The organism is Hippea jasoniae, from assembly GCF_000744435.1.
In the GTDB taxonomy this organism is placed as follows: Bacteria; Campylobacterota_A; Desulfurellia; order Desulfurellales; family Hippeaceae; genus Hippea; species Hippea jasoniae.
The window spans coordinates 20641-46636 of record NZ_JQLX01000017.1; the positions used below are offsets into that span (position 1 = coordinate 20641).

Sequence of the window (25996 nt, forward strand, 5' to 3'; positions counted from 1 at the left end):
GAGGGGGTTGCCCCTCTTTTTTTATTCTCCAAGCATAATATTAAAGGCAAGAATCGCAATCAAAAGCAAAGAGGCAAAGGCAAGCAGATATTCCTTCTGCCTTAGACTCACAACAAACACATAAAACGCCACGCTTATCGGTGAAACCATAATAACATACAGACCTATTAAAGATAAAGATAAATTTGCTATACCAATGGATACAAACTGAGAAACAAAACCTATAAATAGCAAAATAAAACCTATCCAGAAAAGTATCCTCAAAAAAACAGCAAAATTCTTCATTATTTTAGAACCATAACAATAGCCACAACAATCAATGAAACGGCAAAGATAACCCTCAATGTATCCTCATTAACGGCCGAATGGATCTTTATTCCTATGCGAGAGCCAAAAAAAGATCCAAACAACCCCAAAAAGGCATAATCTGGCCTCAAAAATCCTCCTTTAAAATAGATAAACACGGCCGCAGCTGCTGTTATACCAACCATAAAGCTGCTTGTTGCAGTCGCAACTTTAACAGGAATCTTGCAGACCTTTACAAGTAAAGGCACCTTTAAAACACCACCGCCTATTCCAAACAATCCTGATGTAATGCCTGCAATAAACGATAGAGGAAAGGCAAACGGCAGATTTTTAACATCATATCTTACATTCTTTTTAAGTTTTTCATCAAAATAGCTAAATTTGCCATCTTCTGTCTGCTCAACATCCCTGTTTTTTCTGAACATTGAAAAAGAGATAAATATTAAAAACACACCAAACAGCACAACAAGCAATCTGTGAGGCAGCCTCAACGCAAACAGGCTTCCTGCAATGGCACCCAGGGTGGTAACAAGCTCAAGCATAACACCCAATTTCAAATTTAAAGCATTGCTCTGTATATGCTTTGCACTGACAAGCAAACTCGTTGAGACAATAACAAAAAGACTCACTGCAACAGCCATCTGAATAGGTATATGGGCAAATATAACAAAGATAGGAACCATTATGATCCCACCGCCGATACCCAAAAGTGCTCCAACAGATGATGCTATAAAAGCTCCAATAAAAACGACAATAAAGCTTTCAATCATGTTTTAACCTTCTTAAAACTACAAACAGCAACACACCAATAGCTATAGACACTTCAAGCCAGATAGAAAATTGCTTTATTTTATCAAGATTTTGAGCAAAAAGATAGCCCAGACCCACATACCAGATACCCCACAAAATCCCGCTAATAACAGCAAAAACAGAAAAGACAGCAAAATTCATTTTCATACTACCTGCAACATAGGGCACTATGGGTCTTAAAGGACCAACAAACCTGCCTACAAATACGCTTATGCCCCCGTATTTTTTAAAAAAATCCTCACCCTTTTTAAACGCTTTCTTATACTTTTTTTCAAGGCGACCAAACAATGCCACCTCTGTGCTTTTTTTACCAAGATAAAAACTTGCAAAATCAGCAAGCACAGCGCCTGTTGAGCTAAGCAATATAGCTATTCCTACATTACCATAACCCATAAAACACAACGCTCCAATACCAACAGCAACAACACTGCCAGGCACCAGCTCACCTACAAATGCAAAAGATTCAAAAAAAGCCACAACAAAACCAACAGCATAAACTATTATAGGTTTGTTTGCCATATGCTGAAGATAAACAACTACATCATCCATGTTTCAACCAGATCAAAAACTCCCTGTTGCCGTCTTTTCCTAAAATGGGTGATTCGACAATACCGCGACTTTTTAAACCAATTGTTTGCACAAAAGATTTAATGTTGTTCAACACACCCTCAATAAGGTTTTGATCTTTGACTATACCTTTCTTTGTTTTGCCAGCACCCACCTCAAACTGGGGCTTAATTAAACAAATCATATCACCGTTTTCTGCTAAAAATCCTTTAACATGCTCTAAAATCTTTGTTAAAGAAATAAAGCTCACATCCACAGTGATAATATCAAAAACCATATCAGTAGAAAAATTTCTTATATCCGTATTTTCAAAACTCTTAATGCGTGGATTACCCTTAAGGCTTTCATCAAGTTGGTCTTTTCCCACATCAACAGCAAAAACCACATATGCACCCTTTTTTAGCAGGCAATCTGTAAAACCACCGGTTGAAGCACCCACATCAAGGCAAATTTTATCTTTTACCTCAATGCCAAATGCATCAAGCGCATGTTCAAGTTTAAGCCCTGCCCTGCTAACATACTTGATTGAGTCAATAACCTGAATATCATCTTTATCTTTAACCTTATAGGATGGCTTTAAGATGGTTGATCCGTTAACCAATACACTGCCAAGCTTAATCAGCTGCTCTGCCCTGCTGCGTGAAGCAACCAAACCTTTTTTGACAAGGTAGAGATCAAGTCTCATCCAATTTTGTGCTCAAAGCCTTTTTGGCTTTTCTCAATTTATAAATCAGCTCATCGGCTGAAATGCCTTCAACGGAGTTTAAACTGACTATACTGAAAGAGATTTCAAGCTTCAAACCCTGCTTATTAAACCTTTCACACACACATCGAGATAGATTTTTTAGTCTGCTTTCAATCTTATCGTACATACCCCTATCACACACGACGAATACAAACGAATCGCCACCAAGCCTGCATAAAGATATGGCGTTGAACTTCTTAAGCTCCTCAAGGCATTCAGTTGTTGCAATTATAACCTCATCGCCAACTGCAGAGCCCATGCGAATATTAACCAGATCCAAATTTTTCACATCAACCATATACAACCTAAACGGCTTATTTATAGATAAAAGATGCTCAATATTTCTGATTAAAGCACTCCTTTTTAGTAAACCCGTCATCGGATCTATCGTAGAAAATCTTGTTTTATACTCACCGAATGCCTTTGGGATTAGGGACTGAAATGATATCTTCATGGCATCTTCAAAACTATTTATCAAAACATCAACAGATCGTTTGAGCATAGACTCATCAAAGTGACCCTTTTCTGAAAGCATAATCTTTATAGCATCCTCTTTTTGAAACGCCTTTCTGTATGGGCGGGATGTTGTTAAAGCATCAAAAACATCAGCTATAGCAAGAATTCGTGCACCCTTTGGTATATGCCTGCATTCAAGAGCATCAGGGTAGCCACTACCATCGCAGTGTTCGTGGTGGTATTTAACAATCTTTGCAATCTGCTTTAAATCCTTTAGGCTTCTAAACTGTCTGACAAGTTCATAGGAAAGAAGCGGGTGGTATTTTATCATTTCATATTCAACTTTGGTGAGTTTTGAGGGTTTCAACAACACCGCATCGGGAATACTGATTTTGCCAATGTCGTGCAAAAGCCCTGCTACATATAGCCTTTCGGTAAACTTTTCATCATAGCCAAAAACCTGCGCAATCCTTAAAGCATAATAAGCCACACGCTGCGAATGACCTTTCGTATATACATCCCTCAACTCTATTGTCATTACAAAGCTGTTGATTATATCCTGCTCGCTTTTGGTTATAACACTCCTTAGTCTATCAAACTCCTCAGTAGCCTCAATCTGCTCAACAAGCCTGCGAGAAAGTAGATCAACAAAGTTGACATCGTAAATGGAGAAATGATAATCAGCAGAATAGCCAAAGCCGGCCACAGCCTTAAGTTCTTTATTATCCCATACCGGTAAAATAAGCAGATTTTTAACCCCGTATCGTCTGTAGATATCCTCAATACAATCAAAGTAGGCCTTAGAAAATTCATACCTAAAGACAGATGGGCCTTTAAGCTTTTGCTTATACATTTTGTATACAAGCATTTTTTCTATAGCCTTTGTTTTTCTAAAACTAACAAAACTATTATCCCTACTTAAAACGGCATATATACCGTAGGCAGGAAAGATAAAACTCACAGCCTTTGCATGCGTTATAAGGTTTATCTTTGAAAGTGCATTGTTTATCCATTGCTTTAATGTTGCAGATGAGGAGTCTTTGGGTGGTTTAATATTCAACAGCTCATATTCTCTTTTTAGATAGCCCTCAAGCAGTTCTACTTCAACGGCTTTTTCTATAAATGGCTTTATAAAATCTACAGCCTTTAGGAATTCTTCATCAAAATGCTTTATAGATTCAAAGTTTTCAAAACCCAAAACAGCATTGAATTTATCGCTAAGCTTAATAAGAAAAACCGATTTTAGACCTGTGGCTTTCCAGTCTTCTAAAGCCTCTGGATAATGTTGATAATCCTCAACCATAACAACTTTCTCATAAATAGCCTTGGAAAATAGAAGCCTTCTTTCCTTTGTTTCATCGTATAATGTCTCTATATCGATATTGTGATTTTTAAAGTAGTTAGAGGTTCTTATGAAATCTAACTCTAAATCCTTAACTGCAACTATGCTTACCGCATCAACACCAAAAACACGGGCAATACCATCAAGTATCTCTTCTTTTAACCCTTCTTTTAAAATCGCTACTGATAATTTTTCTATCTCATCATCCATACTCTGCCAACCAATCTTTTAGCTGCTTTAACCAGCTATCAAACCCCTCTAAAGTCTTTGCTGAAAGTTTTATTAATTTGGCTTTGGGATTAACCTCCTTTAATTCCCTTTCAACTTTCATCATATCAAAGTCAACTATTCCAAGCAAATCGATTTTATTAATTATAACTATATCGGCAACATTAAACATAACAGGATATTTTTTTACCTTATCGTCTCCCTCTGGAAGGCTTAAGATCACAACATTTTTGGCAGCACCTACATCAAAGGTTGCTGGACAGACCAGGTTTCCCACATTTTCAATAATCAACAGATCGCAATTTAAAGAAACCTTTTGAAGTGCTTTTAACACCATATCAGCATCAAGATGACAGGCACCGGATGTATTGATTTGCACAACATCCACACCTAATTGCTTTACTCTTTCAGCATCCCTATCAGTATCTAAATCACCATCGATAAATGAGATTTTATAATTGTCCTTAAGGGATTCAATTGTCTTTTCAACGATTGTTGTTTTACCTGCACCAGGGGAAGACATAACATTTATACTGAATACACCTTTTTCTTTTAAAATAGCCCTGATTTTATCGGCAGATAAGCTGTTTCTTTCTAAGACCTTTTTTTCAACCACTACACGTTTCACCTATTCTCCCTCCACAACAGCAATTTCCATCTCTTTACCACTTTCAATCTCAAGCGGCATATTACACTGCGGGCATAAAAAACACACCTCAGTAGTTTTATCAAACATATAAACCTTATCACAGAGCACACAGCGCGCTTTAACATCTACCTCTTCAACCTCAAATTTTGTATCAACTATGAATTCTTCCTCGTTTTTTAATGCATTCAGGGCAAACATCAAAGCATCGACCATTACACCGCTAAAAATACCCACCCTTAACTTTACATAGGTAATCTTTTCTAAATCATTATCTTTTTTAACATCCCTCAAGATATCAACAATACTTTCAGCTATTGCCCCTTCGTGCATATATGCCACCTGCTTTTTTAACTTCATTCAAAACAACATCAGCCACAGCCTGCATGCGAGACTTAAGTTGCTCTGATAGTTCCGTTGTTAAATCATTGGGTGTAATTTTAAAAGGCACAACACCAACCACAACTGCTTTTGCCTCAACACCCATAAATCTTGCATGATGGATAACATCGCCAAGACCGATCTCATGAATTGATGAAACAAATGTGATGTTGGGTGGCAGCTGTTCTAAGTCAAATCGATAAATACTCCCAGGCTCATCATCCACCTTTATAGCATCAACAAAAATCAACTGTTTATAGGTTACAAAATATTCAATCAGATTGAAGCCTATTGTGCCACCATCAATTATATCAACATTATCAAAGGTGTAGTTTTTTTCAAGGAAGCGGATCAGGTGAACCCCAAAGCCTTCATCGGCAAGCAGGAGGTTCCCCAATCCAACAACGGCGATACTATTCATCCTTCTCGCACTTGTAGCCGTTAAACATGGCTGAAAGCGTAGCGTTCTTTTCTCCAATATCGTGGGCTATAACCATATAAACATGGGCAATAACAAAGATAATGAAAAACCACATAAGTAGATGGTGGGCTATTCTAATATTTGCATAGCCGCCAAACAGCTGAACAACAGGGAAAAACAGTTTTTGAATGCCCGCAACACCCCTTATGGAGTTTTCATTCATCGTATAGAGAATAAAACCTGTAAGCAACTGCAAAATACTTGCAACGATGAATGCAAAATAAGCAAGAGACTGAACAGGGTTGTATTTGGTTTTTAAACCCTCAACACCGTAGGGTTTAAATGTCAGGTAGTTTTTCAGTGTTGAAAACCACTCCCTTACATTGAGCCATCTAAACATAAACGCCTTCCAGTCAGCATCAAAGCGGGAGAAAAACGCATAGTACAGTCTCAAAATAATGGCAAACAGAAACACATAGGCTGCAATAAAATGGATCAGTCTCACATTTGCCATCGAGAATGTGTTATAAGCCTCCTTTGTGCCAGGCGTATGGGTAAACCAGAACGGCTCTGCAATATAAAACCCTGTAAAGGTCAGCACAGCAATAGCTATAAAGGTCAACCAGTGCAGAACCCTTATACCAACCGTCCATTCATATTTCTTTTTAAGACAACTCATATCAAACCTCTACTTTGAATTTTCTCACCTTGCCACTATCCACATCCACAAGATGCACAGCACAGGCAAGACATGGGTCGAATGAGTGTATTGTTCTCAACACCTCAAGCGGCTCCTCTGGATCCGGCACAGGTAGATTAATCAAACTCTCCTCGTAGGCTCCTCTTTGGCCTTTCTCATCTCTTGGTGAAGCATTCCATGTTGAAGGCACAACAACCTGATAGTGGGTTACATTTTTACCCTTGATCCTGACGAAATGGGCAAGTGAACCCCTTGGTGCCTCATAGAGTGCAACCGCTGTATTTGTCTCCTTCTCAGGATACTCAAACCTTGTCCAAGTTCTTTCATCGCCCTGCTTTAGGTTTTTAACTAAATCGTCAACCCATCTGTATGCACCAGCCCAGATATAAGCTGTTTCTAAAGCCCTTGCCGCTGTCCTTCCTACGGTTGAGAACATCTGATTTATATTGGCGTTATGTTTATTAAGATAAATCTGCAACATTTCACGCATATTATTATGATTGAGGGCATAACCAACTAACTGCCTTGATAGAGGACCAACCTCCATCATCTTGCCTTTATATCGTGGAGCCTTTACCCAACTGTATTTGCCCTCTCCTTTAACCGTGCCGTCACTGTTTAGACCTGTGTATTCAGGAACAGTCTGCTCATCACCCGGGTATAAACCTTTATCTGGTCCCTTATACCATGAATGAGCAATACTTTCTGTGATAAACTTCTCATCAACCTTTTCAACTGTTGTCAGATCCCTGTTGAAAATAACACCCTGCGGTAGATATCTGTATTCTGCCTCCCAGTCGTTTGTCTCTGGAAAACCACCGTAGCTTAAAAAGTTATAAGAGCCGCAGCCCCACCCTTCAACAAATTCATCCTTGTAGAAGTGTGTAATCAAATCTATATCTGCAAGGTAGGCATGCTGAATGAACTCTCCTACCTTATCAAGTTTGGATGTATACTCACCCAATCTTCTTGCATCAAGCATATCCATAACGCTTGTTATACCACCAACAACGAGGCTTTGTGGATGCGGGTTTTTTGCGCCGTATATAGCCATCATCTGTGCCAGTATCACCTGAATATAGAGCGCATCTAAGTAGTGGGATATAACGATCAGATCGCCCTCTGGTGGGAGCTTGTAGAGCTTATTGCCAAGATAAGCTCCAGAAAACGGCCCAAGCTGACCACTTGATACAAACTTTTTGAGCTTTTCAATGACAGCTTTGTAATGGTCAACGCTGGCGTTATACGGAGCTTTTGAAAATTGATGTGCAAGCTCACTTGCCTTAACAGGATCAGCCTTCAAAGCACCAGCAACATCTGCCCAATCAAGGGAATGCAGCGCATAGAAATGAACGATATGGTCGTGCATAAACTGTGTTGCGTTAATCATATTTCTAATCAGCCTTGCATTCGTGGGTGGCCTGATCTTTAATGCAACCTCAGCAGACATCGTATTTGCCTCATAGTGTGCCCAGGTGCAAACACCACAAATTCTTTGAACCAGCAATCCTGCATCCCTGATGTCTCTACCCTGCAGAATAGGCTCAATACCCCTCCAAAGCGTTCCAGAACTCCAGGAGTTAACAACCTTGCCATCCTTTATATCAACCTCAATTCTTAAATGACCTTCAATTCTTGTTATAGGATCTATGACCAAATGTTTCTTATCAGCCATTATTCACTCTCCTTTGTAGAGTTTTTTGTCGCCTTGCCTCTAATTATACTACCTGCAGCATGGATACCGATGGCTGCCGCTGTAGCCCCGGCAAGGAAACTACCAACCTCATCAGCTGTTGCCTCAACGCCCTTTCCACCAGGCACCCTTATAGTGCCTTCTGCTATAGGCTCCTCAAACGGTGCCATCTTATCCCAGAAGTTTGGCTCAGAGCATCCTATGCAACCATGACCGGCACCAATAGGCCAGTTTGTGCCCTGATTGAACCTGTAGCGCGAGCAGTTGTTGTATGTTAAAGGACCTTTGCAACCCATCTTATACAGGCACCAGCCTTTCTTTGCGCCTTCATCGCCCCACTCCTCAACAAACTCACCGGCATCAAAGTGAGCCCTTCTTTCGCAATAGTCGTGGATTCTTGAGCCGTATGCCCAAAGAGGCCTATACAACAAATCAAGCGGAGGAATCTTATCAAACAAAAGTATATGCAAAAGCGTTCCCACCATATTTATGCTATTTGGAGGACAGCCCGGTACATTAACAATCTCGATACCCAATGCATCCCTTACACCCTTTGCCCCTGTTGGATTTGGATATGCTGCCTGAACGCCACCAAATGATGAACATGTACCAAATGCCAATACCACCTTTGCATCCTTTGTAACCCTTCTTGCCCTTTCAAGACCCGTTTCACCTTTTGAGCCAACCCTTAAATAGATGCCGCCATCCTTTGTCGGTATGGCACCTTCAATAATGCATATATACCTGCCTTTATATCGCTGCATAGCCTCATCAAGGTGTTTTTCCACCCTTTCGCCTGAGGCCATCATCAATGTATCATGATAGGTTAACGATACCTGATCAAAAATCAATGTTGCTATGTCGGGGTTCTGGGTTCTTAAGAAAGATTCAGAGCAGCCAGTGCATTCTGCCATATGCAGCCAGATAATCGGGGTTCTCTCTTTAATAGCGGCTGCTTTTGCCACCCGAGACTCAAAAGCTGGCGGCAACATCAACGCCGCAGTCACAAACGAAGCCCATTTTAAAAAATCCCTTCTTGTAAAACCGTTCTCTTTAAGTCTTTCGTTAAACTCCTCCTCCCTTTCCTTACTATAGAGGTCGTTTAACCTTTCGTCCACCTCATCGATGATTGAGTTGTAGTAATCAAATAGATCCTTGGAATTTTTCAAAACCCACCTCCCTGATTAAAAAGGAAAAAATAATTTAACATTTAAACACCCCCGCACACCTAAAGTTTTATATAATTTAGACATCTAACTATCTACCAGATTTTCAATATAATGTCAAGAAAAATTCATTTTATAGAACAGACATTTTTGTTGTATTTAATACTAAATTATGCACAATAATAGCATGAGAAAGGGATTTACAACGGGTAGTTATCTGACAGCAACTGCCCTTGGAAGTCTCATTTATAAAAAATTTAATAGAAAACCCAGGGCAGTTAATATCATTTTACCCAAAGGAGAGATAGCAAATATACCTATATATTTTGATGGAGAGATCTGTTTTTCAATAAAGGATGCAGGAGATGACCCGGATATAACAAACAGGATACGCATAGAGTGCAACTCAAAACTTAAAAAAGGTAGCGGCAAAATAAATATAATAGTCAAAAGAGGTATTGGAATTGTTACAAAAAAAGGATTACAGGTAGAAGTTGGTCAACCAGCCATAAATCCTACGCCAAAAAAGATGCTTATTAAAAACCTAAAACACTATCTTTCATACAACGAGGATTTAGATATTGAGATATCTGTGCCAGAGGGCGAAAAGATAGCAAAAAAAACATTCAATCCTCGCCTGGGCATAGTTGGTGGTATATCAATTCTTGGCAGTAGCGGTATAGTGGAGCCTATGAGTTTAACAGCATTGATAAACTCTATATATTGCGAGATAGATGTTGTTTTAAATGAATCTAACTACTTCTTTATCGTTGCGGGCAAAATAGGAGAGAGGTTTGTAAAAAAATATTACAACTACCCAACAATAATGGTTAGTAATTATTTTAAAGAGGCTTTTGATTACCTAAAAAGAAAGGGTGTAAGAAAATTTTCTCTTGCAGGGCATCCAGGCAAATTAGCCAAGATTGCAATGGGATACTACAATACCCATTCAAAACAATCTCCATCACCAATTCCGTTTATAAAAAAACTACTAAACCTAAAAGGTGAGTTTAACACTACAGAAGAGATAGCTCTATCAGAAAACCTTGATAAAGTAGCTGTGGCAATAAAAAATAGGGTGTTTGACGATTATGGGTTTGATTTAGATGTTATACTATTCGACATGAAAGGGAATATCGTTGGAAAATCCTAAAAACATCTGGATTATCTCTGCTGGCATAGGCACAAAAGAATACCTGACAGTAAAAGCCATAAAAACAGCCCACAAAATGGATATACTTGTGGGTTTTGGAAGACTCAACCTATTCGACCACAAAAACTTTATAGCATTAAGTGGCGATTATAAATCGCAGCTTTTGAAGATACTTGAAAAAAAGGATAAAAAAATCGGTGTCGTTGTGTCGGGTGATGCAGGCTTTTTTTCTTTAGCAAACTTTATCTACAAAAATTTCAAAGATAGAATTGCAGAGGTTGTAGCGGGCGTTTCGTCATTTCAGGTTGCCTTTGCAAAGTTAAAGGAAACCTATGAAGATGCCGCTTTTTTTTCGTTTCACCATTCAAAACAAACAATAGATACAAACCATAAAAAAATCGTAATTCTATGCGGTAAATACTCACCATCTGAGGTTTTAGAAACAATAGGAGAAAAATTAAAAGACTTTCAGATAAGTATCTGTTATAATTTAGGATATGAAAACGAAACGATTACAGATAAGCCAATCGATGATAAAAACGGTTTGTATATCGTTATTTTGATAAGAAAAAATGGCTAAGGTTTATTTTATAGGTGCTGGGGCAGGCGATAAAGACCTTTTAACAATCAAAGGACTGAAGGCTTTAAAACGCTGCGATGTTGTGATATACGCAGGCAGCCTCATAAACAAAGATATATTAACATACGCCAAAAAGGACGCAGAAATATACGATTCAAAATCCATGACATTAACAGAAATTATTAAAGTAATAGAAGAGGCCATCAAAGAAAACAAAAATGTTGCAAGGATGCATACAGGCGATCCTTCGTTATATGGGGCAATTTTAGAGCAAACCGAAGAACTTAAGAAAAAAAATATAGAGTTTGAAATTATTCCCGGTGTCACCGCCCTTTTTGCTGCAGCTGCAAAATTAAATATATCTTTAACGGCCCCTAACTCTTCACAAACCATCACTATAAGCAGAATAGAAGGCAAGACAAAACTACCGGATAATGAAAAACTAACAAAGCTCCTATGCCACGGTGGAACATTCTGTTTCTATCTATCTGCTGATAAAATTCACTCAATAGTTGAGGAATTTCTAAAAGCTGGCTATAAGGAGGATACACCCATAGCGGTTTGTTATAAGGTTAGCTGGCCTGATGAAAAGATTATTAAAGGCACGCTAAAAGACATTATCCACAAAACAGCCGAGATAAAAAAACATGCAGTTGTCATTGTTGGTGATGTTCTAAATATGAAACCAAAAGAATACTCAAAACTCTACGATGAGAAATTTTCACACACTTTTAGATAACCTCTGCTGCATAGCAATCACAAACAACGGCATCAAGATAGCAAACATGATAAACAAAAAAACAGGATGCGATATTTTTGCACTCAAAAAACTCAACTGCAACAGTTGCAAAAGCTTTGACAGCCTCAAAGAGATTTTTAAATTTTGTTTTGACAAGTATCAAGGGATAGTTGCAATAATGTCCCTTGGCATAGTAATAAGGATGATAGGTAATCTAATCAGGTCAAAATATACAGATCCAGCCGTTGTTGTTATTGATGATGCTGCCCGTTTCTGCATAAGCAGTTTAAGTGGTCATGAAGGAGGGGCAAACAGATTATCACACTACCTTGCTTCTATCATCGGTTGTCAGGCTGTTATAACAACAGCTACAGAAACAAACAAACGATATGTTATGGGCATAGGCACAAGGAAAAATATAGATAAGGAGATTGTCAAAAAAGCAATCATTGAAACTTTAAATAATATTGGCTTAACAACATCAAACATTAGAGTTGTTGCAAGCTGCTGGCTAAAACAAAACGAACAGGGGCTTGTGGATGCTGCAAAAGAACTCAAATTAGAAACTGTATTTCTACCCAAACAGCTTTATAAGAATGAACTTTACTGCTTCAAAGAGTCTGCTGCAATTAAGCATATAGGAATCAAAAATGTTGCAGAAGCTTCAGCCTTATTAGCCTCAACAAACCCTCGATTAATTCTACCAAAAACAGATATAAACGGCGTTAGTATTGCAATTGTAGAGGAACAGCTGTTATGAGCGCAAAGATTTTTGTTATAGGAATTGGACCATGCAGGGAAAATTATTTAACTTTTGAAGCTACAGAAGCCTTAAAAAAATCACGGGTAATTTGTGGTTATAAAAAATATATTGAACGCATAAAGCCCTTCGCAAAAAATAAAATAATCTATCAAAACTCTATGGGCGGTGAGGTTGAGCGTGTTAAAAAAGCCATTGAGTTTGCCAAAAACGGTTTAACAACAGCTATTATAAGTTCAGGTGATGCATCGTTATACGGCATGGCATCTCTTGCCTTACAGTTAAATAACAACATAGACATAGACATTATTCCGGGTTTAACGGCAGCCTTTGCAGCATCTGCAAGAATTGGTGCTATTATCAGTGAAGATACAGTAATTCTTTCTCTATCCGATATCCTTACACCCTGGGAATTAATCAAAAAACGGATCGATGCGATAAATATGGGTGATTTTGTCTGCGCCATATACAACCCAAAAAGCAAAAAAAGAACCACACAACTACCTTACACCCTTAATGAGTTTTTTGCAAAACGGGGTAATCTTTTATGTGGATGCGTAAAAAACTGCATGTGCGAAAATGAAGAGATAAAAATTTCAACAATCATGGATTTTGATTACGAATTTGTTGATATGTCAACTGTCGTAGTAGTTGGCAATACAAAAACCTACCTTAAAAACAACAAATTAATAACACCAAGAGGCTATAAACTTTAGTTAATCTTTTTTATCAAACAGATATGCAAACATCGGCACATAGACGAGCGTTAAAAATGTGCCAACAAGCAAACCACCGATTGCAACATCAGCCAAAGGAGATAATCTTTCAAGCCCCACAGCCTTTTCAAGTGCAATTGGAATCATGCCTGCAATTGTGCCAAATGCTGTCATCATTACAGGTCTGAATCTCACCCTTATACTTTCTAAAGCACTCTCAAACGGCGATTCCTTTTTTCTATACTCTTTATAAAAGTCAACGAGCAAGACAGAGTTTTTAATAATAATACCAAACAGAAGCAGAATACCCATAAGTGATGGCATACAGGATGGTTTGTTTAAAATCAGCATACCCCAGGATGCACCGATCATGGCAAGCGGAAGAACAACGATCATAACTATAGCAAGCTTAAATGAGCGATAAACAGCTGTTAATACACTAATCAACAAAATAACACCGATCAAAATGGCCTTTATCATCCGCTTAAAGCTATCGTTAAGCTGCACAATACTTCCAGCCTGTTTAACCACAAATCCTTTGAGATCAAGTTTTTTTAGTAGTTGCTGGCTTTCTGAAGTAATAATACTGATAGGCTTTTTATTTCTAAAGGCATCCACCTCATCTGCATACATAAGATCGTATCTTACAATTTTTGCAGGTGCAAACTGTTTTTCAAAATGCGCAACACTTTTAAGAGGTATATAGTAGCCGTAGGGTGTTTTTATCGGCAGAAGCTTTATGTAATTTAGATTTTCGTTATATTTACCCCTTAGATAAATCCTTATCGGTTGAACATTCATTGAAGACAGATCGCCGCTAATAGATGCAATTCTACCGTTTATGGGAATTTGAGAAATTATAGAAAACGGCGTTAAACCATAACTTAAAGCTTTCTGGGCATCTATTTTAAGTTTAATCTCCTGCATATCGTTTTTCCAGCTTATAGAAACACTCGTCAATCCTTTAATTTTCTCTATGGCTTTTTTAACTTTCTGTGAGGCTTCAGGCAAACCGTAATAGACGGGGCTTTCAAGCCTTATTGCAAGCGGAGCATTAATCGATGATAATGGCGTTGCCCCAAAATCGTAAACATCTACCTTCTCAATACCCCTTATGTTGTGCAACCTGTTTCTAAAAACACTCTCAAGCTGCCAGATGGTCTGTTTTCTGTGAAATCTATCCACGCAGATAATCGTCATCTGAGCCTGCTGAGGTAAATTACCCCCAAAGGATGTAACACCCAATTCAGAGCCAAACGCCACAGAGCTCATCTGAACATACTTCTGTTTTTTCAACCAGTTCAAAAAAGGCATGAGGCGATTTTGCGCCTCCTGTGTTGAAAGATTCGGGCTAAAACTGATCTTTGCCTCTATAATACCCGTATCCATCGGCGGCATAATATCCCTGCCTATGACGGGCATTATATTTTTAACGCTAAAGATAAGGATAAACAAAACACCCACAACCATAATAACCCGTCTGAGGATCCTTCTTTTTGAGTTTGAAAACTCAAGCGCCCCTAAATAAAGCCCGATCAGTCTGCCAAATGTATTTTGATAGATCCTTTCAAAAAACAACTCTACCCTGGTTTTTGAAGTACCGTTTTTGTAAAGGTAATAAGAAAGTTTTGGTATAAATGTGATAGATAAAAAGTAGGAGATTAACAGCGCAAGTATCAATGTGGAAATGAGTGGAAAGAAAATCCTCTGAGGATAATCCCCAACAAACATCATTGGAAACAACAGTGCAACCGTTGAAATTGTGCCTGCAAATACAGGACCCACAACCTCTTTTGTGCCGTGCTCAATAGCTGTACCTAAATCTTCTTTTAGTTCATTGAGATGCCTTTCTATATTCTCAAGCACAACAACCGCATCATCGGTAAGCATACCAAGGGCAAGTATAATAGCCGTATAAACAACGATATTGAGCTCACCGCCCGCAAGCCAGATAATTGCAAGTGTGGAGAAAAACACCATCGGAATAGACAAACCAGCTGCAATAATAGCTCTAAAGTTGCCCAGAAAAATCAAAATAACAATCAAAGTATAAACAATTGCATCCCTTAACGCCTCAAGCATATTACTGTTTGATGTTTCAATAAGGTTGCGTTGGGTATCAGAGATTTCAAAATTCAGGTTGGGATATTCTTTTTTCAAATACCTTATAGCGTTTCTTACAATATCACTTGTTTTTAAGACATTGCCACCTTTGGTTCGCTGAATGGCAATGGCTATAGCAGGATGAGAATTACCGATATAGCTACTAAAATTCTTCTGATGCGACCAGCTAACCTCTGCTATGCTTTTAAGAGGAATATTGGGTGCAACCTCCAAAAGCTTAAGCCTTTCTATCTCATCCCTTTCACCATAATATGTAACTGTAATAAAATTATTCTTGCTTTTAAAAAAACCTATCGGTATATCTTTGTTAAATGCTGCAATAGCCGCTATAACCTTATCAGCTGTTAAATTGTATTTTGCAAGTTTGTATGGGTCTATAGCTATATTAATGGCGCTTTTGTAGCCACCAAAAACCTCAACATTACCGATACCTTTTAAAGACAACAGATAGGGCTTTATAAAGCTATCCGCAATTTTTCTAACCTCTGTTAAGGTTATATACTTCTTCTTAGGATAGACTGCTATAACATCAACAGGCAGTGTAAAGCTACCCACTGTGTAAATGGTTGGTTTTGCCCCTTTAGGTAGTTTGGAAGAAACCCTTGCAAGGGCATTAACCACATCCAAAGCAGCGTTTTTTAAACCCTTTTTATACTCAAACTCCACATTAACCACAGACATATTGGGCATATTTATACTGCTAATCTGCCTGACATAACCAAGCGTGGATACCTCTTCCTCTATAGGCTTCGAAACACTGTTTGCTACTACAACAGCCGAGGCGCCAGGCACCCTTGTCATTATAAGAACCGTGGGTCTTGCACTATCTGGAAAAAGGTTTTTGGGTAGGTTGATTAAACCTATAACACCCAAAACAAACAGAAGAACTATCAAACTAAAAAGCGTATGCGGTCTTTTGTAAAAATACTCAAACATCACTGCACCTTTAATGGGGTTCCAGCCAAAGCTTTCAGCAAGATATCAGGCTTTGCAACAACAATATTTTTATTTTTTAGATTGTTTGAAACTGCCACTCCTTGCTGACCCACTCCTTCTATCTGTGCTAAAACAGGATAAGCATGGTGGTCTTTATAGACAAAGATATAGTTTTTTTCTCCTACGCTTAAAAGGGCATCAAATGGCAGTTTATAGGCGTTACCTTTAAACACAACAACACCTACTTTAACACGACTACCCACAGATAAACCCGTATCAACTCTTGCCTCATACTCATTTAAGCCGTTGAATGTATCGTTTAGAGCAAAAATCTTATAAAATTTACCCTCAAAGATCACACCTTTCGGCTTGATATCATCAGGCAACCTCAAAAGCAGGTATTTACCTTTTTCTGCACTGATTTTTAAAATTGGCTTACCCTGCATTGCAACATCGCCAACATTGCTTATCTGTTTTGAAACAACACCGTCGATGGGCGATTTTATGAGCGTGTATGTGAGTTCTACATTTAGAGATTTCAGCTGCTCTTTGGCAGATCTAATCTGGGATTTAACAGTTGATATTTCAGATTTTAGCTGTGCAATTTTATCTTCTTCAGCCTGAGATTGTTCTATACTTGCACCCTTAACATTCAGCAACTCAAGCGTTCTTTTATGCGTTTTAATCATGTTTGAAAGGCTTAGTTCTAAAGAAGAAAGCTTTTGATACAAAGCGTTCAACTGAGATTTCAAAGAAAACAGCTTTGACTTAATAAAACTATCATCCAGTTTTACAAGCACATCATTCTTTTTAACATGCTCACCAAGACCTTTTAAATAAAGTATCCTTGATGCTACCTTTGTTGATATGTTTACATCTGTATTGCTTTCAATAAGACCCAGTCCATCAAGTGAGAGATAAAAATTTTCCATTTCGGGCTTTATTGTTTTAACGATAATCGGATATGCTTTTGGTGGCTTTAGTGCAAACAGCTCTTTCTTTTTCTTCTTCACAAGCACAGCCACTCCAGCAAGAATTAATATAACCATCAGAATAACAACTATTTTTTTCATCTCACGATCTCCTTTAAATCCTCACCATAAATAACGGCAAGCTCTGATACTACCTGCCATTTCTTTAATTTTAAAGAATAAAGTTCAGCTTCACTATTTAGTAGATCTGCCTCGTATCTTAAGTACTCCTCAAGCGTCATTCTGCCCAACTTAAACGCCACCTTTGCATATTTAAGCAGTTTCTTGCTATTTGATACGCTTTTATTCTGGATAATTATCGACTTATCTATTAAATCCAGTGTCTTTTTTAATGTTTTTGCCTTTGCTTTTATCCTGTTTGTGTAATCCTCAAGCTCAAACTCACTCTTTACATATTCCGAATGTGATTTTTCAATCTCAGAATACAGAGGTTTGTCAAATATAGGTATGCTTAAAAATACACCTATTGAACCGTAATTCCTTAAGGTATTTTCATTTGTATTGTAGGCTTTTGTAAATTTTCTATAGACAAAACCCTTTATCATCAAAGATGGATAAAGTTTATCTTTGCTTGCTTTTGCAGAATATTTGAGCGCTTCGGTTTTAAGCCTCAATGACTCTAAAATTTTATACTTTCTACCTGTTATATTACCTGATAGTGCCATCTTTGCAGGCTTTGAAAGCCTTATACCCGTTAGTGCATAAATCGTATTTGCAATGGAGGTTATCTTTGCATCTACATCGTTTAATTTTATATCCAGCGCATTTATGGCATCTTCCACCTTGTATTTATAGACACACGGCAATCTGCCGTTCTCACAGGCAAGTTTGATGCTTTTTAGTTGACTATCAAGAGAGGCTTTTCTTTTTTCTATAGACTGTTTTAATCTTTCAAGGTAGATAAACTCGCCGTTTAACTCAACCACAACCGCTTCATTCTTTATGAAATTGATTTTCATCCTCCACTGAGCAGACTCTTTTAACTTTTCACTCATATGTGCCATGTCAAACAGGCTTGCAACAAATAGCGGCGCTGAAAACTCTATACCTATCTGTTTTATATTTTTACCAAACGGCATGGAACCAAAGCTTCTTGAAATATCTGAGCTCTCCTTGGGCGTCATGGGTCTGAGATTTGTGGGTGAATTGAAATGCTGATACGATGCTACTGCAAAAATTTTAGGGAAAAAATTAGATATAGTCTGATACTTCTTTGCCTTAAATATTGCTACCTCTGCTTTATCAATCTTTGTTACAGGCTGGTTTTGAAGGCCCCTAAATAATTGCTGTATTGTTGCAGCTTTAGAATCAGAAAATATGCAAAAAAACGCAATAATAAGGAAAAAAATTAACTTTTTCATCGCCGTCATTTTACAACTAAACTATACCCTGTCAAGTAATTTTTACAATTTACAAAAAAAGACTTGACGGAAAAATTTTTTTCAATAAACTTGTTAACTATGAACAAGGTTAAAGAGCTGTATGAGAACTTAGCAAGCATAGACGATTTACCAGCTTTTCCTGCCATAGCATTTGAGGTAATCAGGCTTACACGTGACCCCAACACAACATCACGCAATCTTGAAGAGGTTATTAAAAAGGATCCAAATTTAGTCAGTCAGATATTGAAGTTTGCAAACTCCTCTCTATACGGCCTTGCAAGAGAGGTTACAAGCCTCAATCATGCCATAAACCTGCTGGGCTTTGTTCAGGTAGAAAACATAGTTATGATATCCGTTATCCTATCAAGCGTAAAAAAACTACCACTGCATAAAAACTTTAACAGGGATAAATTTTTAGAGCATTCATTTGGTTGTGGTGTTACAGCAAAAATAATCAATAATATTTTAAACTTTAAGTTTAGCTCTGCAGAATTTAGTGGCGGGGTTATACACGACATCGGCAAAGTATTGCTTGATCTATACGCACCTGAGTGTCTGGATGAAATACTGGAAAACGCTTTCAAAAAAGGAATTTCTTTTATAGATTCAGAGATGGAACTATACGGCATAAATCACTGTCAGCTGGGATCAAAACTACTATCAATATGGGGTCTACCAGAGGAAATCATCGATATTGTTGAAAATCATCACGATCCCAAAAACGCAAAAAATAAGCTTCTGGTTTCTGTTGTTCATGTAGCAGACCTTTTAACCTACACCGAAGGTATAGGATTTGGTGGCAATTATGCAAAATTTACGCTTGAAGAGGATGAAGGCTGGCAGTTATTGATAAAAGAGGCAAACCTTAGTGAGGAATTTGACCTTGCATTCTTTACATTTAAACTATATGAGGAAATTGAAGAGGCAAAGCAACTTTATTTTGAGGGGTCTAAGTAGCTGTGTCTGAAAAAATGAATCCAAAAACATTCGAAGAATTAAGAGAGTTTATCTACAAAAAATCCGGTATTTTCTTTGAGAAAAACAAGGAATATCTGCTTACAAACAGACTAAAGAAGAGATTAAAAGAGCTTAATCTATCAAGCTTTGAGGAGTATCTGCAATACTTAAAATCACCAAAGGGTTCTCAGGAGCTTGGCCCGCTGTTTGATGCTATAACAATCAACGAAACCTATTTTTTTAGGCATATCAGACAAGTTGAAGCATTTAGAGATGTAATGGTGCCTGAATTATTAAAAAAGAAACGCTCTATAAATGTATGGTCTGCAGCCTGTTCAACGGGAGAGGAACCTTACACAATCGTTATAGCTTTAATGGAAAAATATGGTCAAAACATTCCTGCAAGGGTGCTTGCAAGCGACATATCAAACGAAGTTTTGGAAAAAGCAAAAGAGGGCGTCTATGGTGAATACTCTGTTAAAGAGTTGACGCCTGAACTTAAGAAAAAGTATTTTGATAACGCCGGTTTTGGCAAATATAAAATCAAGGATTTCGTGAAAAGGAAAGTTGTATTCAAAAACCTTAACCTTTTAGATTCAGCACTTTCCAGAAAAGTCGGAAAGATGGATGTGATCTTCTGCCGCAATGTGCTGATATACTTTGACTCAAAATCAAGACAAAAGGTTATAGATACCTTTTATAACGACATCCTAAATCCCGGTGGCTATCTTATTTTAGGAGCTACTGAGTCGATTTCCCGCCTCAACACAAAATTCAAGCTGTGCCATTTCAAGATGGCCATTGCATACCAGAAACCTGAATAAAACAAAAAGGGAGTGGATCTATAAGCCGGGTTCTGTACCTGCTATAGCAGGCGGTGGCCATTTATCTATGCGACCTACCCGAAGGCCATCGCATAATGCGAGGGCAGGGTCAACCCATTGGCCTTCCTATTTGGTCTTGCTCCGGGGTGGGGTTTGCCGTGCCCTGAAGTATTACTACTCCAGGCGGTGGTCTCTTACACCACCGTTTCAGCTTCACCGAGCCCTCACTCTTCTAAGAAATAGTTTATTAACATAAACATTTATTTTTCTACCCATCCACTAAAATGGATAGGTATCACATGTTTACATAAAAAGTGAGGGCTTGGAGGTCTCTTCTCTGTGGCACTTTCCTTTGGGTCGCCCCAACCTCCCTTTCGAGAGGCACCCTGACCCTGAAGAGCCCGGACTTTCCTCTTAAGCATAAAGCTTAAGCGGCCACCCGATCCACTCCCCTAAAGATAATAACGATTAATTATAAAATTTCAAGACTACCAGCTCCAACCCTCTTTAAGAAGCTGCCTCATAACAGGGAAAACCTTTTCGTATTTTCCCTCAAAGTATCCTTTGATAACGCCTTTGGGGCTAACATCAAAAATAATACCAAGATCTTCAAGATGTCTTCTTAATTGCTCCTCTTCCTCATTAGAAAGCTCATCGGCATAGATGTCTAAATAACACTCCCCCTTCATAGCCCACTTAGCTGCATTGTAAAAACCCATCAACTTCCTGTGCTCATTGCCACCATGATCGTGAGACATCTTAAACCTCCATCACATTGACTTTTTGGCAATGATAATATTTTATTTACTACATGTCAAAACTATTGTGCAACAAACACACCTACATCTGCCACATTTGTGTTTGTATCAAATCCACCGATAGCTGTTCCAACCCTCTCAAAAAACACCGCCGAATTGAACGATTTTATATATTCTTCAAAATCGATATCAAGTCTTCTTACAGCCTCATACATATCTTTATTCACTATACAGCCAGCAAAATTAGAATTGCCATCCTTACCGTCTGTGGCAAAGCCAATATATTCAAATTTTCCTGCATAATCTTTAAGTTGTGAGGCAATTAACAAACTGAGATGTTGATTCCTGCCACCCTTACCTGCTCTTTTTACTTTGACAGTAGTCTCGCCTCCAAAAACTATAGCAATCGGTTTTTTAACATTCAGTTTATTCTCAATCGCCTCCTTAAAAACACCACTTAAAACACCCGCAACGCATTCAACATCCCCCTCTATACGACTACCAAGACTAATTACATTAAAACCTCTATCTTTTAGAATCTCCTTTAGCTTATTTAAAAAAGTAAAATTTGAGGCAATGACCAGATTACTAACCTTCATGCTCTGAAACTCTTCTTTAGATAAACAACGGCTCTCTGGATAGATCTCAAAACGCCTGAAAACCTCTTCAACTCCACCACTTAAATCCATTCGATCCTCACATGCCGTGAGTCCTGAGCCAATAACGCTTATATCATCACCAACAACATCACTTATAATCAAAGAAATCACCCTGCCATTTATAAATCTGAGTAGTTTGCCGCACTTAATTAAAGAAATAGATTTTCTAAAAGCATTCAGTTGTCTTATATCAAACCCGCCCTTCAAAATAAAATCCACTGCTGTATTTACCTTATTTAAACCATAATCAAAATACTCAACCATAGAGGATGCTCCACCGCTTATCAAAAAAAGAAAATCAGCACTGCTATACTTTTTTGCAAGCTCCATCAGTTTCTTTCCAGCATGAAGGCTTTCAGAACTGTAGAGTGGATGGGAGGAGTGAAAAAAATCAATCTGCTTGCAATCAATCTTGCAGGGTCTATTTGTTGCAACAATACCGGCTTTAAATTTAACACCTCTTTCTAAAAAGAAATTAACCATTGCACATGCTGCCTTGCCTGCCGCCACTACAACACATTTCCTTGCCTCAATATAAAAATCATTTATCCGCAATTTATTATTACCGATTTTTATAAAGGATAAAGCTTCTTGTGGTTGCACTGAGCTTAATGCTTCAGATATGAAGTCAGGGATTTTTTTCATGATTGTTTGCAGTGGCGGTTATTGAGAAGGTTCTATTCTTGATATACTCAACAACCTCATCTACATCATCGGTTATCTTAAAAATAGATAGATCCTCAGGCGAAATATAGCGCCTATCCCTTAAAAACACCAAAAAATCAAACACTTTTTTCCAGAACTCATTCCCATATAAAACCACAGGAAATGCGCCAATCTTATCCGTCTGAATTAGCACAAGGCTTTCAAACAGCTCATCCATTGTGCCGTAGCCGCCGGGCATAACAACAAATGCCACAGCGTATTTCATAAAGGTAACCTTGCGTGTAAAAAAATATTTAAAATCAAGTCCAATATTAACGAAACGGTTGAGATACTGCTCATGAGGTAGCTCTATATTCAAACCAATTGAAATACCTCCTGCATCTACAGCTCCTCTATTTGCAGCCTCCATTATACCCGGACCACCGCCTGTAATTATGGCAAAGCCATTCTCGGCAAGTTTTTTTGATATCTCCCTTGCCTTTTTGTAGTAAAATCCATCCTCTTTTTCCCTTGCACTGCCAAAAATAGCCACAGCAGGACCAATTTCATCCAATTCCTCAAACGCATCTGTAAAATCAGACAAAATCTTAAACAGACGCCAGACATCACGATTCTTATTACGATTCTCTAAAAACTCTTTCTGTATATCTTTCATTATCTTACCAGAAGAAAACCGTATTCAAGATCCCGTTTTAGAAGAGCCTCCGTTGTTGAGCCAAGCAGAATCTCAAGCAGCTTGGGTTTGGCGTAGGCGCCCATAACAACAAGTGGTTTTTCAAATTGAGAGATGTAGGTTTCAAGCCCAGCAACCACACTTTCTGACTCAACTATATCAATATCATATTCAAATTGCGGCTGATCGTGTGATTTTTTGACAAATACAGCCCTGATTTCCACACCAAACAGGTTAGCTATAAAAGTGGCATATTCAAAAGCCTTTTTAGAAATCTCTCTTCCATCAACACACACAACAACTTTATCAAAAGTGTAGAAATGTTTTGGCGATACAAACAACGGTTTTTCTATCTTTCTTAGCACACTTTCAATATTGCTACCCAGAATACCCCTTTCATACTGCTCATTAACACCCTTTCTGCCGATAAACACGACATCGAAATCCTCAGATGCAGATAAAATCTCATTAGCCACAACGCCAACGGGCATCCTGTATGAAAAATTGACCCCAAATTCCCCTGCTATTGTTTTGAAAGATTCAAGTATATTTTTTCCCTTTGCCTCTAAAGCAGCTTTTACCTTTGCTGAAAAATCTATAAACGGCTCAAGTCCTATGGCGCCACTGATATCGTACATCATTGGACCTTCAAGCTGAATCACATCGATTACATGCAAACCCACAAGTTCACTGCCAAGTTTTCTTGCAAAATAGGAAGAAAACCTCATAACAGCCGTTGAATATTCACTTGAGTCCACACATGCCAGTATTTTTTTAATCTCCACTGTTATCCTCCATTACTTTCTTAAGCTCCTCGCTATCCACCACTTCCTTTTTTAGTAGGAGTTCTGCAAGTCTCAGTAGTTTTTCCTTATTGTTAATCAAGATTTCCTTGGCCTTTGCATAGCATTCATCCAATATCTTAACAATCTCTTCGTCTATGATCTCTTTGGTTTTTTCACTCAGCCTATCACCCTTAGTTAGAATGCCTTCGCTTGTTAAAAACCTTCCGCCTTCTCTTTCTTCAGCCACCATCAAACCCAACTTTTCATCCATACCAAATTGAGTAATGATGGAACGCACAATGTCGGTTGCCCGTGATAGGTCATTTTGGGCACCTGTTGAAACACTGCCAAAGATAATCTCCTCTGCAGCCCTGCCACCAAGCAGTGTAATCACTCTATCAATCATTTCCTCTTTTGTTAACAGATACCTATCATCCATAGGTAGCTGCTGCGTGTAGCCCAGTGCAGCCAATCCGCGCGGGATTATGGATATCTTATGCACGGGATCTGCCCCGGGTAGCATATATGCGCATATTGCATGTCCAGATTCATGGTAAGCGACCCGCTTCTTTTCATCTTCCTTGATAACACGGTTTTTCTTCTTCAGACCTGCGATCTGACGCTCGATAGCCTCCTCAAAATGCTCCATATAAACAGCATCTTTATTCTCTCGTGCGGCAAGTAAAGCAGCTTCATTGACAATATTTGCAATATCTGCACCAACAAGCCCCGGTGTCATCTGGGCTAATTTTTTAACATCCACATCACTGCCAACCTTTATCTTTTTCATATGAACCTTAAAAATAGCTTCCCTGCCGTTAACATCGGGTTTGTCAACAATAATCTGTCTATCAAAACGCCCGGGCCTTAAAAGAGCGGGGTCTAAAATCTCCGGTCTATTGGTTGCAGCCATTATAATAACACCCTTTGATGAATCAAAGCCATCCATCTCAGCAAGTAATTGATTGAGCGTCTGTTCCCTCTCATCGTTGCTGGTTAATGAGTTAAACGCCCTGCTCTTGCCAATTGCATCAATCTCATCAATAAAAACGATACACGGAGAAAGCTTTTTTGCCTCATTAAAAAGGTCTCTAACCCTGCTTGCACCCACACCCACAAACATCTCTATAAACTCAGAACCGCTGATACTGATAAAGGGCACACCTGCCTCTCCAGCTGTTGCCTTTGCAAATAAGGTTTTTCCAACACCCGGTACTCCAACAAGCAAAACACCCTTGGGAGCTCTGCCACCCAACCTTTGATACTTTTGTGGATCTTTTAAGTATTCTACAATTTCCTGTATCTCCTGCTTTGCCTCCTCAGCTCCAGCAACATCGGAAAACTTTACATCGGGTTTTTCGTTTAGATAAACCTTAAACCTGCCCTTACCAAAGCCAAACAGACCACCACTTGTGCCCCGCATCTTTTTTGTCATCAACCACCAGATGAAAAATAGAAACCCAAACGGTAGAATCCATCCAAAAATCAGATTTGTCAGCCATGTATTGGTTACTTTGCCACTAAATTTTACATTGTGGGCTTCAAGGTCTTTAATAAGGTCAGGGTCATTTACGGCAACGGTTATAAAATGCATTTTTTTGCCGTTTTTATCAATATATACACCTTTAATGTATTTATCCGAAATTGTGCAACTCTTGACCTTTCCTTCTTTTATAAGCTCCTTAAATGTAGAATAGGGGATATTATTTACTTGAACCTTTGTAAAATATTGATAGAGATAAAACATAAATACAGCTACAAGCAGATATATAGCTAAAAACTTGGAAAAGTTATTAAAACCCTTCAGATTGTTGTTTTTTTCATCCATGAT

26 protein-coding genes and 1 other RNA gene are annotated in these 25996 nt (G+C 38.3%); 7 read left to right on the top strand and 20 right to left on the bottom strand.

The genetic code is table 11. From position 1 onward, the window contains the following. Nucleotides 1-21 precede the first annotated feature (21 nt). From EK17_RS08190 to EK17_RS08240, 11 genes are read right to left on the bottom strand one after another with little or no spacing between them, the layout of a single operon-like run. A complete protein-coding gene (locus tag EK17_RS08190; RefSeq protein WP_035589577.1) occupies nucleotides 22-285 on the bottom strand; it encodes a hypothetical protein in 264 nt (87 codons plus the stop codon). Next, on the bottom strand, nucleotides 285-1076 hold the full coding sequence (locus tag EK17_RS08195; RefSeq protein ID WP_035589579.1) for a sulfite exporter TauE/SafE family protein: 792 nt from the start codon (nucleotides 1074-1076) through the stop codon (nucleotides 285-287). The genes EK17_RS08190 and EK17_RS08195 overlap by 1 nt, the downstream gene beginning before the upstream one ends. Next, a complete protein-coding gene (locus EK17_RS08200) occupies nucleotides 1069-1665 on the bottom strand; it encodes a DedA family protein (RefSeq protein ID WP_035589581.1) in 597 nt (198 codons plus the stop codon). The genes EK17_RS08195 and EK17_RS08200 overlap by 8 nt, the downstream gene beginning before the upstream one ends. Then, nucleotides 1658-2368, bottom strand: coding sequence for a 23S rRNA (cytidine-2'-O)-methyltransferase TlyA (gene tlyA / locus EK17_RS08205; RefSeq protein WP_035589583.1), 711 nt, complete (start codon nucleotides 2366-2368; stop codon nucleotides 1658-1660). The genes EK17_RS08200 and tlyA overlap by 8 nt, the downstream gene beginning before the upstream one ends. Continuing rightward, on the bottom strand, nucleotides 2358-4436 hold the full coding sequence (locus tag EK17_RS09160; RefSeq protein ID WP_051904536.1) for an HD domain-containing phosphohydrolase: 2079 nt from the start codon (nucleotides 4434-4436) through the stop codon (nucleotides 2358-2360). Before EK17_RS09160 ends, tlyA begins: the two co-directional genes overlap by 11 nt. Then, entirely contained in the window at nucleotides 4429-5082 is a 654-nt protein-coding gene (hypB, locus tag EK17_RS08215) for a hydrogenase nickel incorporation protein HypB (RefSeq protein WP_035589585.1), read from the bottom strand. Before hypB ends, EK17_RS09160 begins: the two co-directional genes overlap by 8 nt. Then, entirely contained in the window at nucleotides 5083-5433 is a 351-nt protein-coding gene (locus tag EK17_RS08220) for a hydrogenase maturation nickel metallochaperone HypA/HybF (protein ID WP_035589587.1), read from the bottom strand. After that, nucleotides 5411-5902: a HyaD/HybD family hydrogenase maturation endopeptidase gene (locus tag EK17_RS08225; RefSeq protein ID WP_035589588.1), complete on the bottom strand. Its 492-nt coding sequence runs from the start codon at nucleotides 5900-5902 to the stop codon at nucleotides 5411-5413. The genes EK17_RS08220 and EK17_RS08225 overlap by 23 nt, the downstream gene beginning before the upstream one ends. Next, nucleotides 5895-6581, bottom strand: a complete 687-nt coding sequence (gene cybH, locus EK17_RS09165; RefSeq protein WP_051904537.1) for a Ni/Fe-hydrogenase, b-type cytochrome subunit — start codon at nucleotides 6579-6581, stop codon at nucleotides 5895-5897. The genes EK17_RS08225 and cybH overlap by 8 nt, the downstream gene beginning before the upstream one ends. Before the next feature lies 1 nt (nucleotide 6582). Then, a complete protein-coding gene (locus EK17_RS08235; protein ID WP_035589590.1) occupies nucleotides 6583-8277 on the bottom strand; it encodes a nickel-dependent hydrogenase large subunit in 1695 nt (564 codons plus the stop codon). Continuing rightward, on the bottom strand, nucleotides 8277-9464 hold the full coding sequence (locus tag EK17_RS08240) for a hydrogenase small subunit (RefSeq protein WP_035589592.1): 1188 nt from the start codon (nucleotides 9462-9464) through the stop codon (nucleotides 8277-8279). The genes EK17_RS08235 and EK17_RS08240 overlap by 1 nt, the downstream gene beginning before the upstream one ends. Before the next feature lie 184 nt (nucleotides 9465-9648). Here EK17_RS08240 and cbiD point away from each other — a divergent pair, with 184 nt between their 5' ends. Genes cbiD through cobJ form a run of 5 tightly spaced genes read left to right on the top strand, consistent with a single transcriptional unit; the run spans nucleotide 9649 to nucleotide 13409 of the window. Next, nucleotides 9649-10614 (top strand): cobalt-precorrin-5B (C(1))-methyltransferase CbiD, encoded by a 966-nt coding sequence (cbiD, locus tag EK17_RS08245; protein ID WP_035589594.1) that lies wholly within the window; start codon nucleotides 9649-9651, stop codon nucleotides 10612-10614. After that, nucleotides 10601-11194 carry a precorrin-6y C5,15-methyltransferase (decarboxylating) subunit CbiE gene (cbiE, locus tag EK17_RS08250; RefSeq protein WP_051904538.1) on the top strand — a complete coding sequence of 198 codons (594 nt, stop codon included), beginning with the start codon at nucleotides 10601-10603 and terminating at the stop codon, nucleotides 11192-11194. The genes cbiD and cbiE overlap by 14 nt, the downstream gene beginning before the upstream one ends. Continuing rightward, nucleotides 11187-11933, top strand: coding sequence for a precorrin-4 C(11)-methyltransferase (cobM, locus tag EK17_RS08255; protein WP_035589596.1), 747 nt, complete (start codon nucleotides 11187-11189; stop codon nucleotides 11931-11933). Before cbiE ends, cobM begins: the two co-directional genes overlap by 8 nt. Further along, on the top strand, nucleotides 11905-12693 hold the full coding sequence (locus EK17_RS08260) for a cobalamin biosynthesis protein (protein ID WP_051904539.1): 789 nt from the start codon (nucleotides 11905-11907) through the stop codon (nucleotides 12691-12693). The genes cobM and EK17_RS08260 overlap by 29 nt, the downstream gene beginning before the upstream one ends. Further along, nucleotides 12690-13409, top strand: a complete 720-nt coding sequence (gene cobJ, locus EK17_RS08265; protein ID WP_035589598.1) for a precorrin-3B C(17)-methyltransferase — start codon at nucleotides 12690-12692, stop codon at nucleotides 13407-13409. Before EK17_RS08260 ends, cobJ begins: the two co-directional genes overlap by 4 nt. Here the strand turns inward: cobJ and EK17_RS08270 are convergent, their stop codons facing one another. From EK17_RS08270 to EK17_RS08280, 3 genes are read right to left on the bottom strand one after another with little or no spacing between them, the layout of a single operon-like run. Further along, nucleotides 13410-16469, bottom strand: a complete 3060-nt coding sequence (locus EK17_RS08270) for an efflux RND transporter permease subunit (protein ID WP_035589600.1) — start codon at nucleotides 16467-16469, stop codon at nucleotides 13410-13412. Further along, nucleotides 16469-17542 carry an efflux RND transporter periplasmic adaptor subunit gene (locus EK17_RS08275; RefSeq protein WP_035589602.1) on the bottom strand — a complete coding sequence of 358 codons (1074 nt, stop codon included), beginning with the start codon at nucleotides 17540-17542 and terminating at the stop codon, nucleotides 16469-16471. The genes EK17_RS08270 and EK17_RS08275 overlap by 1 nt, the downstream gene beginning before the upstream one ends. Continuing rightward, nucleotides 17539-18822, bottom strand: a complete 1284-nt coding sequence (locus EK17_RS08280) for a TolC family protein (protein ID WP_035589604.1) — start codon at nucleotides 18820-18822, stop codon at nucleotides 17539-17541. The genes EK17_RS08275 and EK17_RS08280 overlap by 4 nt, the downstream gene beginning before the upstream one ends. A 99-nt stretch (nucleotides 18823-18921) precedes the next feature. Here EK17_RS08280 and EK17_RS08285 point away from each other — a divergent pair, with 99 nt between their 5' ends. Beyond that, the gene (locus tag EK17_RS08285) at nucleotides 18922-19800 is read left to right on the top strand and encodes an HDOD domain-containing protein (RefSeq protein ID WP_035589605.1); all 879 of its coding nucleotides are present in this window, start codon (nucleotides 18922-18924) and stop codon (nucleotides 19798-19800) included. A 2-nt stretch (nucleotides 19801-19802) separates the two neighbouring features. Further along, a complete protein-coding gene (locus tag EK17_RS08290) occupies nucleotides 19803-20624 on the top strand; it encodes a CheR family methyltransferase (protein WP_051904540.1) in 822 nt (273 codons plus the stop codon). A gap of 5 nt (nucleotides 20625-20629) precedes the next feature. On the opposite strand, the gene rnpB is transcribed toward EK17_RS08290, so the two are convergent. The 6 genes from rnpB to ftsH form a co-directional block, all read right to left on the bottom strand. Beyond that, nucleotides 20630-21075, bottom strand: an RNA gene (rnpB, locus tag EK17_RS09175) — RNase P RNA component class A. A gap of 37 nt (nucleotides 21076-21112) precedes the next feature. Next, entirely contained in the window at nucleotides 21113-21382 is a 270-nt protein-coding gene (locus EK17_RS08295) for a hypothetical protein (protein WP_035589606.1), read from the bottom strand. Nucleotides 21383-21444: 62 nt separating this feature from the next. Further along, nucleotides 21445-22686 carry a glycerate kinase type-2 family protein gene (locus tag EK17_RS08300; RefSeq protein WP_035589607.1) on the bottom strand — a complete coding sequence of 414 codons (1242 nt, stop codon included), beginning with the start codon at nucleotides 22684-22686 and terminating at the stop codon, nucleotides 21445-21447. Continuing rightward, entirely contained in the window at nucleotides 22670-23362 is a 693-nt protein-coding gene (locus EK17_RS08305) for an LOG family protein (protein ID WP_035589608.1), read from the bottom strand. Before EK17_RS08305 ends, EK17_RS08300 begins: the two co-directional genes overlap by 17 nt. Beyond that, nucleotides 23362-24165 (bottom strand): universal stress protein, encoded by an 804-nt coding sequence (locus tag EK17_RS08310; RefSeq protein WP_035589610.1) that lies wholly within the window; start codon nucleotides 24163-24165, stop codon nucleotides 23362-23364. The genes EK17_RS08305 and EK17_RS08310 overlap by 1 nt, the downstream gene beginning before the upstream one ends. Next, complete coding sequence (gene ftsH / locus EK17_RS08315) at nucleotides 24155-25993, bottom strand: ATP-dependent zinc metalloprotease FtsH (RefSeq protein ID WP_035589612.1); 1839 nt, start codon at nucleotides 25991-25993, stop codon at nucleotides 24155-24157. Before ftsH ends, EK17_RS08310 begins: the two co-directional genes overlap by 11 nt. Nucleotides 25994-25996: the final 3 nt, after the last annotated feature.